General features: G+C 63.5%; 9 protein-coding genes. All 9 read left to right on the forward strand.

Going from position 1 to position 11439, the window contains the following annotated elements; all coding sequences use genetic code 11:
• The first annotated feature begins 231 nt into the window (after positions 1–231).
• The 9 genes from ACF8C6_RS16255 to nuoI all read left to right on the forward strand — a co-directional run bounded on the left by ACF8C6_RS16255 (position 232) and on the right by nuoI (position 11432).
• Entirely contained in the window at positions 232–1827 is a 1596-nt protein-coding gene (locus ACF8C6_RS16255) for an isocitrate lyase (protein WP_392500228.1), read from the forward strand.
• Positions 1828–2264: 437 nt separating this feature from the next.
• Positions 2265–2678 (forward strand): NADH-quinone oxidoreductase subunit A, encoded by a 414-nt coding sequence (locus tag ACF8C6_RS16260; RefSeq protein WP_021700254.1) that lies wholly within the window; start codon positions 2265–2267, stop codon positions 2676–2678.
• Positions 2679–2688: 10 nt separating this feature from the next.
• Complete coding sequence (locus tag ACF8C6_RS16265; protein WP_392500229.1) at positions 2689–3366, forward strand: NuoB/complex I 20 kDa subunit family protein; 678 nt, start codon at positions 2689–2691, stop codon at positions 3364–3366.
• A gap of 55 nt (positions 3367–3421) precedes the next feature.
• A complete protein-coding gene (gene nuoC, locus ACF8C6_RS16270) occupies positions 3422–5203 on the forward strand; it encodes an NADH-quinone oxidoreductase subunit C/D (RefSeq protein WP_392500230.1) in 1782 nt (593 codons plus the stop codon).
• 4 nt (positions 5204–5207) lie between these two features.
• Positions 5208–5708 (forward strand): NADH-quinone oxidoreductase subunit NuoE, encoded by a 501-nt coding sequence (gene nuoE / locus ACF8C6_RS16275; RefSeq protein ID WP_392500231.1) that lies wholly within the window; start codon positions 5208–5210, stop codon positions 5706–5708.
• Positions 5705–7057, forward strand: a complete 1353-nt coding sequence (gene nuoF / locus ACF8C6_RS16280) for an NADH-quinone oxidoreductase subunit NuoF (RefSeq protein ID WP_392500232.1) — start codon at positions 5705–5707, stop codon at positions 7055–7057. Before nuoE ends, nuoF begins: the two co-directional genes overlap by 4 nt.
• A gap of 86 nt (positions 7058–7143) precedes the next feature.
• Positions 7144–9882, forward strand: coding sequence for an NADH-quinone oxidoreductase subunit NuoG (gene nuoG / locus ACF8C6_RS16285; protein WP_392500233.1), 2739 nt, complete (start codon positions 7144–7146; stop codon positions 9880–9882).
• The gene (gene nuoH, locus ACF8C6_RS16290; protein WP_277690363.1) at positions 9879–10871 is read left to right on the forward strand and encodes an NADH-quinone oxidoreductase subunit NuoH; all 993 of its coding nucleotides are present in this window, start codon (positions 9879–9881) and stop codon (positions 10869–10871) included. Before nuoG ends, nuoH begins: the two co-directional genes overlap by 4 nt.
• A gap of 12 nt (positions 10872–10883) precedes the next feature.
• Positions 10884–11432, forward strand: a complete 549-nt coding sequence (nuoI, locus tag ACF8C6_RS16295; RefSeq protein ID WP_341691062.1) for an NADH-quinone oxidoreductase subunit NuoI — start codon at positions 10884–10886, stop codon at positions 11430–11432.
• Positions 11433–11439: the final 7 nt, after the last annotated feature.

Below are 11439 nucleotides of genomic sequence, written 5' to 3' on the forward strand. Positions count from 1 at the left end.
AGCGTTATCAGCCAAACCGCAGACCAGCACCCGCAGCGCCTACCGGCATCCACGAGCCGACAAGTGCCGCACCAACTGATCTACGAGCGGCTGTCTCCCCTCCTCTGCTGCACTCTCGTCCCGTCAATATCTCGAAGTTTCGTCGTGTGTCGCCCGCAACACTGCAAGAGTTCTTGCACGGTGGTTCTGGGTGGGAAGTCGGTACCACACTCATACTTTGAAGGATTGACCATGTCCGCATATCAAAACGACATCAAGGCTGTAGCCGCCCTGAAAGAGCAGTACGGCAGCAGCTGGAGCGCGATCAACCCCGAGTCCGTCGCTCGTATGCGCGCCCAGAACCGCTTCAAGACCGGTCTGGAAATCGCTCAGTACACCGCTGACATCATGCGCAAGGACATGGCCGAGTACGACGCCGACTCGTCCGTCTACACCCAGTCCCTGGGCTGCTGGCACGGCTTCATCGGTCAGCAGAAGCTGATCTCGATCAAGAAGCACCTGAAGACCACCAACAAGCGTTACCTGTACCTGTCCGGCTGGATGGTTGCCGCCCTGCGCTCCGACTTCGGCCCGCTGCCGGACCAGTCGATGCACGAGAAGACTGCCGTCTCCGACCTGATCGAAGAGCTCTACACCTTCCTGCGTCAGGCTGACAGCCGTGAACTGGATCTGCTGTTCACCGCCCTGGACGCCGCTCGCGAAGCCGGCGACAGCGCCAAGGCTGCCGAGATCCAGAACCAGATCGACAACTACGAGACCCACATCGTACCGATCATCGCCGACATCGACGCTGGCTTCGGTAACCCGGAAGCCACCTACCTGCTGGCCAAGCGCATGATCGAAGCGGGTGCTTGCTGCATCCAGATCGAAAACCAGGTTTCCGACGAGAAGCAGTGCGGCCACCAGGACGGCAAAGTGACCGTTCCGCACGCCGACTTCCTCGCCAAGATCGCTGCCGTTCGCTACGCCTTCCTGGAACTGGGTATCGACAACGGCGTGATCGTTGCTCGTACCGACTCCCTGGGTGCTGGCCTGACCAAGCAGATCGCCGTGACCAAAGAGCCGGGCGACCTGGGCGACCTGTACAACTCCTTCCTGGATTGCGAAGAAGTCTCCGAAGACGCTCTGGGCAACGGCGACGTTGTGATCAAGCGCGAAGGCAAGCTGCTGCGTCCCAAGCGTCTGCCGTCCAACCTGTTCCAGTTCCGCGCTGGCACCGGCGAAGACCGCTGCGTACTGGACTGCATCACCAGCCTGCAGAACGGCGCTGACCTGCTGTGGATCGAAACCGAGAAGCCGCACGTTGGCCAGATCAAGGGCATGGTTGACCGCATCCGTCAGGTCATCCCGAATGCCAAGCTGGTGTACAACAACAGCCCGTCCTTCAACTGGACCCTGAACTTCCGCCAGCAGGTATTCGACGCGTTCGTAGCCGAAGGCAAGGACGTTTCCGCCTACGACCGCTCCAAGCTGATGAGCGTCGAGTACGACGAGACCGAACTGGCTCAGGTTGCTGACGAGAAGATCCGCACCTTCCAGCGTGACGGCTCGGCCCACGCCGGCATCTTCCACCACCTGATCACCCTGCCGACCTACCACACCGCTGCTCTGTCGACCGACAACCTGGCCAAAGGCTACTTCGCCGACCAGGGCATGCTGGCCTACGTGAAAGGTGTTCAGCGTCAGGAACTGCGTCAGGGTATCGCCTGCGTCAAGCACCAGAACATGGCTGGCTCCGACATCGGCGACAACCACAAAGAGTACTTCGCTGGCGAAGCGGCTCTGAAGGCCAGCGGTAAAGACAACACCATGAACCAGTTCCACTAACAGGAACCGGCTCTGCGGCTCGCCGCAGGTGTAATCAAGCAAAGCCCCGGCAGCAGTGCCGGGGCTTTGTCATTCCAGGGCAATTAAGCCGCTACTGGATCGCCGCTCGCCACGCCCCGCTCACTTGTCGGAACCTTGACGATGCCGCTGTAAACAATTTTCGACGACAACTTTCCTGGGAAATACCCAAGAATCAGAGGTATCTGCGTGGCCACCAGTCGTTCCGGCTTTGCCGGGCGCTAATTAGGCAGTACTAACTCGCTGTAGTTGTTTATATCGAAAACAAAATGACGCATTCGCGTTCATTTTTTTATTCGGAAAAATTTACTTACATGGGCGCAGGGGCATAAAATCGCGTCCACACTACTCCTCGATGCAGTCGCTACAGGCTGCAGCGAATATTAAAAGAAGCCGTCCCTTCCCCAAGGAGAACCGGCATGCCTGATGCGGTAACGACCATGTCCCATAACTGGGCTTTCGCTGTATTCCTGCTCGGAGTCTTCGGGCTCATCGCCTTCATGCTTGGCCTGTCCAGCCTTCTGGGTAGCAAGGCCTGGGGCCGCAGCAAGAATGACCCCTTCGAATCCGGCATGCTGCCCGTAGGCAGTGCCCGTCTACGCCTTTCGGCAAAGTTCTATCTGGTCGCGATGCTCTTCGTGATCTTCGACGTTGAAGCCCTCTTTCTCTTCGCTTGGGCAGTCTCGGTACGCGAAAGCGGCTGGGCCGGTCTGATCGAAGCTACAGTTTTCATAGCAATTCTGTTGGCAGGTCTTGTCTATCTTTGGCGTATAGGCGCGCTCGACTGGGCGCCCGAAGGCCGTCGCAATCGGCAGGCGAAGCTAAAACAATGAGGCTTTGGCGATGCAATACAAACTTACACGGATCGATCCGGATGCTCCGAACGAGCAGTATCCGATCGGCTCGCGGGAGACCGTAGCCGATCCACTGCTAGAGGATGAGGTCCACAAGAACATCTTCATGGGCAAGCTTGAAGATGTGCTCAACGGTGCGGTGAACTGGGGTCGCAAGAACTCCCTGTGGCCGTACAACTTCGGTCTATCCTGCTGCTACGTGGAAATGACCACGGCCTTCACCGCGCCGCACGACATCGCGCGCTTCGGTGCCGAAGTCATTCGTGCGTCACCACGCCAGGCCGACTTCATGGTCATCGCCGGCACCTGCTTCATCAAGATGGCTCCCGTTATTCAGCGCCTGTACGAACAGATGCTGGAACCCAAGTGGGTGATCTCCATGGGCTCCTGCGCCAACTCTGGCGGCATGTACGACATCTACTCGGTCGTCCAGGGCGTCGACAAGTTCCTGCCGGTGGACGTCTACATTCCCGGTTGCCCGCCGCGTCCCGAAGCCTTTCTGCAGGGGCTGATGCTACTGCAGGAGTCGATCGGCCAGGAGCGTCGCCCGCTGTCCTGGGTCGTTGGCGACCAAGGCATCTACCGTGCCGACATGCCGTCGCAGAAAGAGCAGCGCCGCGCCGAGCGCATCGCTGTCACCAACCTGCGCAGCCCCGACGAAGTGTGAGCCGGCGCCCGTGCCTGCTCACTGATGCCGTATACCGCCGATAGCGATCGAGACCATGACTGCAGACAGCATTCTGTCCGTTCCACCCTACAAGGCCGATGACCAGGACGTGGTCGTCGAACTGAACTCCCGTTTCGGTGCCGAGACCTTCACCGTCCAGAGCACCCGCACCGGCATGCCGGTGCTGTGGGTCGCCCGTGATCGCCTGATCAACGTGCTGACTTTCCTGCGCAACCTGCCGCGCCCCTACGTCATGCTGTACGACCTGCATGGCGTCGACGAGCGCCTGCGCACCCAGCGCCGCGGCCTGCCGGGCGCCGACTTCACTGTGTTCTACCACCTGATGTCGGTCGAGCGTAACAGCGACATCATGATCAAGGTCGCGCTCAAGGAAAGCGATCTCAACGTCCCGACCGTCACCAGCATCTGGCCCAACGCCAACTGGTACGAACGCGAAGTCTGGGACCTGTACGGCATCACCTTCCAGGGCCACCCGCACCTGACCCGCATCATGATGCCGCCGACCTGGGAAGGTCACCCGCTGCGCAAGGACTACCCGGCGCGCGCCACCGAATTCGATCCGTTCAGCCTGACCCTGGCAAAACAGCAGCTGGAAGAAGAAGCCGCGCGCTTCAAGCCGGAAGACTGGGGCATGAAACGCCACGGCGAGCACGAGGACTACATGTTCCTCAACCTCGGGCCGAACCACCCGTCCGCGCACGGTGCGTTCCGCATCATCCTGCAGCTGGACGGCGAAGAGATCATCGACTGCGTACCGGACATCGGCTACCACCACCGTGGCGCCGAGAAAATGGCCGAGCGCCAGTCCTGGCACAGCTTCATCCCCTACACCGACCGTATCGACTACCTCGGCGGGGTGATGAACAACCTGCCGTACGTGCTCTCGGTCGAGAAGCTGGCCGGAATCAAGGTGCCGGACCGCGTCGACTTTATCCGCGTGATGCTCGCCGAGTTCTTCCGCATCACCAGCCACCTGCTGTTCCTGGGTACCTATATCCAGGACGTCGGCGCCATGACCCCGGTGTTCTTCACCTTCACCGACCGCCAGCGCGCCTACAAGGTAATCGAGGCCATCACCGGCTTCCGCCTGCACCCGGCCTGGTACCGCATCGGTGGCGTCGCTCATGACCTGCCGCGCGGCTGGGACAAGCTGGTCAAGGAATTCGTCGACTGGCTGCCCAAGCGCCTCGACGAGTACACCAAGGCCGCTCTGCAGAACAGCATCCTCAAGGGTCGTACCATCGGTGTTGCCCAGTACAACACCAAAGAGGCGCTGGAATGGGGCGTCACCGGCGCCGGCCTGCGCTCTACCGGTCTGGACTTCGACCTGCGCAAGGCGCGCCCGTACTCCGGCTACGAGAACTTCGAATTCGAAGTGCCGCTGGCGCATAACGGCGACGCCTACGACCGCTGCATGGTCCGCGTCGAGGAGATGCGTCAGAGCATCCGTATCATCGACCAGTGTCTGCGCAACATGCCGGAAGGCCCGTACAAGGCGGATCACCCGCTGACTACGCCGCCGCCGAAAGAGCGCACCCTGCAGCACATCGAGACCCTGATCACCCACTTCCTGCAAGTCTCGTGGGGCCCGGTCATGCCGGCCAACGAAAGCTTCCAGATGATCGAGGCGACCAAGGGCATCAACAGCTATTACCTGACGAGCGACGGCAGCACCATGAGCTACCGCACGCGCATCCGGACGCCCAGCTTCCCGCACCTGCAGCAGATCCCCTCGGTGATCCGCGGCAGCATGATCGCGGACCTGATCGCCTACCTGGGTAGCATCGACTTCGTTATGGCCGACGTGGACCGTTAATCACATGAGCCAAACTGATCTGATCCAAACCGACCGCTTCGAACTCAGCCAGGCCGAGTACGACGCCATCGAACATGAAATGCACCACTACGAGGACCCGCGTGCGGCGTCCATCGAAGCCCTGAAGATCGTGCAGAAGCAGCGCGGCTGGGTGCCGGACGGCGCCATCTACGCCATCGCCGATATCCTTGGCATCCCTGCCAGCGACGTCGAGGGCGTGGCCACCTTCTACAGCCAGATCTTCCGCGTGCCGGTCGGCCGCCACGTGATCCGCGTGTGCGACAGCATGACCTGCTTCATCGGCGGCCACGAGAACCTGCTCGGCAGCCTCAAGGACAAGCTCGGCATCGTTCCCGGCCAGACCACCGCCGACGGCCGCTTCACCCTGCTGCCGGTGTGCTGCCTGGGTAACTGCGACAAGGCCCCGGCGGTGATGATCGACGACGACACCTTCGGCAACCTCGATGCCAGTGGCATCGCCCAGCTGCTGGAGAACTACGCATGAAGACCCTGACTTCCGTAGGCCCGGCCAACAGCATCGCCCGTAGCGAAGAGACCCATCCGCTGACCTGGCGCCTGCGTGACGACGCCCAGCCGGTATGGCTGGAGGAGTACCAGGCGAAGAACGGCTACGCCGCCGCGCGCAAGGCCCTGAGCGAAATGGCCCAGGCCGACATCGTGCAGACGGTCAAGGACTCCGGCCTCAAGGGCCGCGGCGGTGCGGGCTTCCCCACCGGCGTGAAGTGGGGCCTGATGCCGGCCGACGAATCCATGAACATCCGTTACCTGCTGTGCAATGCGGATGAAATGGAACCAAACACCTGGAAGGACCGCCTGCTCATGGAGCAGCTGCCGCACCTGCTGGTGGAAGGCATGCTGATCTCCGCGCGCGCGCTCAAGGCCTACCGCGGCTACATCTTCCTGCGCGGCGAGTACGTCGACGCGGCGGCCAACCTCAATCGCGCCATCGCCGAGGCCAAGGCCGCCGGCCTGCTGGGCAAGAACATCCTCGGCAGCGGCTTCGACTTCGAGCTGTTCGTCCACACCGGTGCAGGGCGCTATATCTGCGGTGAAGAAACCGCGCTGATCAACTCCCTCGAAGGTCGCCGCGCCAACCCGCGCTCCAAGCCGCCCTTCCCCGCCGCCGTCGGCGTGTGGGGCAAGCCGACCTGCGTGAACAACGTCGAGACCCTGTGCAACGTGCCGGCGATCGTCGCCAACGGCGTGGACTGGTACAAGACCCTGGCCCGCCCGGGCAGCGAAGACATGGGCACCAAGCTCATGGGCTTCTCCGGCAAGGTGAAGAACCCCGGCCTGTGGGAGCTGCCGTTCGGCATCCCGGCCCGCGAGCTGTTCGAGGACTATGCCGGCGGCATGCGTGACGGCTACAAGCTGAAGTGCTGGCAGCCCGGCGGCGCCGGTACCGGCTTCCTGCTGCCCGAGCACCTGGACGCAGCCATGTTCGCCGGCGGCATCGCCAAGGTCGGCACCCGTATGGGTACCGGCCTGGCCCTGGCCGTGGACGACTCGGTCAACATGGTCTCGCTGCTGCGCAACATGGAAGAGTTCTTCGCCCGCGAGTCCTGCGGCTGGTGTACCCCATGCCGAGACGGTCTGCCGTGGAGCGTGAAGATCCTCCGCGCCCTGGAAAACAAGCAAGGCACCCAGCAGGACATCGACACCCTGCTCGGCCTGGTCAACTTCCTCGGCCCCGGCAAGACCTTCTGCGCCCATGCACCGGGTGCCGTCGAACCGCTGGGTAGTGCGATCAAATATTTCCGTCCGGAGTTCGAGGCTGGCGTATCCAGCTCGGCCACTCTGGCACCGGCCGCCGCGCAGTTCGCGCCGGCCTGAAGCATTGGCCTCGCGGCCAAGGCCGCGAAGCAACCGTGATTCCATTAGCCAAGCCTGCTTCGGCGGGTAAAGAAGAAACCTGAACCATGGCCACTATCCACGTAGACGGCAAAGATTTCGAAGTCGATGGGGCGGACAACCTGCTGCAGGCCTGTCTGTCTCTCGGGCTCGACATCCCCTACTTCTGCTGGCACCCGGCGCTCGGTAGCGTCGGCGCCTGCCGCCAGTGCGCGGTGAAGCAGTACACCGACGAGAACGACAAGCGCGGCCGCATCGTCATGTCCTGCATGACGCCGGCGACCGACAACACCTGGATCAGCATCGACGACGAAGAGTCCAAGGCCTTCCGCGCCAGCGTCGTCGAGTGGCTGATGACCAACCACCCGCACGACTGCCCGGTGTGCGAGGAAGGCGGTCACTGCCACCTGCAGGACATGACGGTGATGACTGGCCACAACCAGCGCCGCTATCGCTTCACCAAACGCACCCACCAGAACCAGCAGCTCGGCCCGTTCATCTCCCACGAGATGAACCGCTGCATCGCCTGCTACCGCTGCGTGCGCTACTACAAGGACTACGCCGGCGGCACCGACCTGGGCGTCTATGGCGCGCACGACAACGTGTACTTCGGCCGCGTCGAGGACGGCGTTCTGGAGAGCGAGTTCTCCGGCAACCTCACCGAGGTCTGCCCGACCGGCGTGTTCACCGACAAGACCCACTCCGAACGCTACACCCGCAAGTGGGACATGCAGTTCGCCCCGAGCATCTGCCATGGCTGCTCCAGCGGTTGCAACATCAGCCCCGGCGAGCGCTACGGCGAGATCCGCCGCATCGAGAACCGCTTCAACGGCTCGGTGAACCACTACTTCCTGTGCGACCGCGGCCGCTTCGGCTACGGCTACACCAACCGTGACGACCGTCCGCGCCAGCCCCTGCTTCTTGATAAGAGCGGCGGCGAAACCAAGCTGGGCATCGACGCCGCGCTGGACAAGGCCGCCGAGCTGCTCAAGGGCAAGCGCGTGATCGGCATCGGCTCGCCGCGCGCCAGCCTGGAAGGCAACTACGCCCTGCGCGAACTGGTTGGCGAAGCCAACTTCTACAGCGGCATCGGCGCAGCCGAGCTGGATAACCTGCGCCTGATCCGCGACGTGCTGCAGAACGGCCCGCTGCCGGTGCCGTCGATCCGCGAGATCGAAGACCACGACGCCGTGTTCGTCCTCGGTGAAGACCTGACTCAGACCGCCGCGCGCATCGCCCTGGCCCTGCGCCAGTCGGTCAAGGGCAAGGCCACCGAAATCGCCGCCTCGATGAAGATCCAGGACTGGCACATGGCTGCGGTGCAGAACGTCGCTCAGGACGCGCTGAACCCGCTGTTCATCGCCAGCGTCGACGCCACTCGCCTCGACGACGTCGCCGAAGCCTGCGTGCACGCAGCACCCGCCGACCTGGCGCGCATCGGCTTTGCCGTGGCCCACGCCATCGACCCGAGCGCCCCGGCCGTCACCGGCCTGGACGACGAGGCCATGGAGTTGGTGCAACTGATCGCCGACGCGCTGCTGGCCGGCAAGCGCCCGCTGATCGTCAGCGGCGCCTCGCTGGGCGAGAAGAGCATCGTCGAGGCCGCGGCCAACATCGCCCAGGCCTTGAAGAACCGCGAGAAGAATGCCTCCATCAGCCTGGTGGTGCCTGAGGCCAACAGCATGGGCCTGGCCCTGCTGGGTGGTGATTCGGTCGACGCTGCCCTGGAAGCGCTGACCGCAGGCCAAGCCGACGCCGTGATCGTGCTGGAAAACGACCTGTACCGCCGCGCCGACGCAGCCAAGGTCGATGCCGCCCTGGCCGCCGCCAAGGCAGTGATCGTCGCCGACCATCAGCAGACCGCGACCACCGCCAAGGCCCACCTGGTGCTGTCCGCCGCCAGCTTCGCCGAGGGCGACGGCACCCTGGTCAGCCAGGAAGGTCGCGCCCAGCGCTTCTTCCAGGTGTTCGAGCCGAGCTACTACGACAGCAGCATCCTCGTGCGCGAGGGCTGGCGCTGGATGCACGCGCTGCACAGCACCCTGCAGGGCAAGGCCGTGGACTGGACCCAGCTGGACCAGGTCACAGCCGCCGTCGCCGCCAGCAACTCCGTGCTGGCACCGATCACCGATGCCGCACCGAGCGCCTCGTTCCGCATCAAGGGCCTGAAGCTGGCGCGCGAGCCGCTGCGTTACAGCGGCCGTACCGCCATGCGCGCCAACATCAGCGTGCACGAGCCGCGTCAGCCGCAGGATCAGGATTCCGCCTTCGCCTTCTCCATGGAAGGCTATTCGGGCAGCAAGGAAGACCGTCAGCAGATTCCGTTCGCCTGGTCACCGGGCTGGAACTCGCCGCAGGCCTGGAACAAGTTCCAGGACGAAGTCGGCGGCCATCTGCGTGCCGGCGACCCTGGCGTGCGTCTGATCGAGTCCCAGGGCAAGACCCTGGCCTGGTTCGCCGTGCCGGGCGCCTTCGCACCGGCTCAGGGCACCTGGCAGGTGGTACCGATGCATCACCTGTTCGGCAGCGAGGAGAACTCCTCCCGCGCCGCGCCGGTGCAGGAACGCATCCAGCCCGCCTACGTCGCCCTGGCCAAGGCCGAGGCCGACCGCCTGGGCGTCAACGACGGTGCGCTGATCAGCCTGACCGTCGCCGGCCAGGCCCTGCGCCTGCCGGTGAAGGTCAGCGAAGACCTGGCCCCGGGTTTGATCGGCCTGCCAGCCGGCTTCGCCGGTATCCCCGCGGCCATCGCCGGCGCCACCGCCACCGCTCTCGGTCTTGTAGGAACCCAGGAGGCCGCGCAATGAGCTGGCTGACGCCCGAACTGATCGACGTCATCGTCGCCGTCCTCAAGGCCATCGTCATCCTGCTGGTGGTGGTGGTCTGTGGCGCGCTGCTGAGCTTCGTCGAACGCCGCCTGCTGGGCTGGTGGCAGGACCGCCACGGCCCCAACCGCGTAGGCCCGTTCGGCATGTTTCAGATCGCCGCCGACATGATCAAGATGTTCTTCAAGGAGGACTGGACGCCGCCGTTCGCCGACAAGTTCATCTTCATCATCGCGCCGATGATCGCCTTCGCCGCCATGCTGATGGCCTTCGCCATCATCCCGGTGACCCCGACCTGGGGCGTGGCGGACCTGAACATCGGCATCCTGTTCTTCTTCGCCATGGCCGGTCTGTCGGTGTATGCCGTGCTGTTCGCCGGCTGGGCCAGCGCCAACAAGTTCGCCCTGCTCGGTGCCCTGCGCGCCTCGGCGCAGACCGTGTCCTACGAGGTGTTCCTGGCCCTGGCGCTGATGGGCGTGGTGGCGCAGGTCGGCTCGTTCAACATGCGCGACATCGTCGACTACCAGGCCGAGAACCTGTGGTTCATCATTCCGCAGTTCTTCGGTTTCTGTACCTTCTTCATCGCCGGCGTCGCCGTGACCCACCGTCACCCGTTCGACCAGCCGGAAGCGGAGCAGGAGCTGGCCGACGGTTACCACATCGAATATGCCGGTATGAAATGGGGCATGTTCTTCGTCGGCGAGTACATCGGTATCGTGACCATTTCGGCGCTGCTGGTGACCCTGTTCTTTGGTGGCTGGCACGGCCCGTTCGGCATCCTGCCGCAGATCCCCTTCATCTGGTTTGCCCTGAAGACCTGCTTCTTCATCATGATCTTCATCCTGCTGCGCGCGTCGATTCCGCGCCCGCGGTATGACCAGGTCATGGCGTTCAGCTGGAAGTTCTGCCTGCCGCTGACCCTGATCAACCTGCTGGTGACCGGCGCGCTCGTGCTGGCCGCGGCCCAGTAAGGAGAAAACACAATGTTCAAGTACATCTGGGACGTGGTGCACGGCACCTGGACCCAACTGCGCAGCCTGGTGATGATTTTCGGTCACGGCTTCCGCAAGCGTGACACCCTGCAATACCCGGAAGAGCCGGTATACCTGCCGCCGCGCTACCGTGGCCGCATCGTGCTGACCCGCGACCCCGACGGTGAAGAGCGCTGCGTGGCCTGCAACCTGTGCGCCGTGGCCTGCCCGGTCGGCTGCATCTCGCTGCAGAAGGCCGAGACCGATGACGGTCGCTGGTACCCGGAGTTCTTCCGTATCAACTTCTCGCGCTGCATCTTCTGCGGCCTGTGTGAGGAAGCCTGCCCGACCACCGCGATCCAGCTCACCCCGGATTTCGAGATGGGCGAGTTCAAGCGTCAGGACCTGGTCTACGAGAAGGAAGACCTGCTGATCAGCGGGCCGGGCAAGAACCCGGACTACAACTTCTACCGCGTGTCGGGCATGGCCATCGCCGGCAAGCCGAAAGGCGCCGCGCAGAGCGAAGCCGAACCGATCAACGTCAAAGGCCTGCTGCCCTAAGGAGAGG

The sequence above is a fragment of the Pseudomonas sp. zbq_18 genome (assembly GCF_043102245.1).
Taxonomy (GTDB): Bacteria; Pseudomonadota; Gammaproteobacteria; order Pseudomonadales; family Pseudomonadaceae; genus Aquipseudomonas.

What these genes read in the sequence shown, in the direction of transcription:
- ACF8C6_RS16255 (WP_392500228.1), top strand. Translation starts at nt 232, where the DNA reads ATGTCCGCATATCAAAACGACATCAAGGCTGTAGCCGCCCTGAAAGAG.
- ACF8C6_RS16260 (WP_021700254.1), top strand. Translation starts at nt 2,265, where the DNA reads ATGCCTGATGCGGTAACGACCATGTCCCATAACTGGGCTTTCGCTGTA.
- ACF8C6_RS16265 (WP_392500229.1), top strand. Translation starts at nt 2,689, where the DNA reads ATGCAATACAAACTTACACGGATCGATCCGGATGCTCCGAACGAGCAG.
- nuoC (WP_392500230.1), top strand. Translation starts at nt 3,422, where the DNA reads ATGACTGCAGACAGCATTCTGTCCGTTCCACCCTACAAGGCCGATGAC.
- nuoE (WP_392500231.1), top strand. Translation starts at nt 5,208, where the DNA reads ATGAGCCAAACTGATCTGATCCAAACCGACCGCTTCGAACTCAGCCAG.
- nuoF (WP_392500232.1), top strand. Translation starts at nt 5,705, where the DNA reads ATGAAGACCCTGACTTCCGTAGGCCCGGCCAACAGCATCGCCCGTAGC.
- nuoG (WP_392500233.1), top strand. Translation starts at nt 7,144, where the DNA reads ATGGCCACTATCCACGTAGACGGCAAAGATTTCGAAGTCGATGGGGCG.
- nuoH (WP_277690363.1), top strand. Translation starts at nt 9,879, where the DNA reads ATGAGCTGGCTGACGCCCGAACTGATCGACGTCATCGTCGCCGTCCTC.
- nuoI (WP_341691062.1), top strand. Translation starts at nt 10,884, where the DNA reads ATGTTCAAGTACATCTGGGACGTGGTGCACGGCACCTGGACCCAACTG.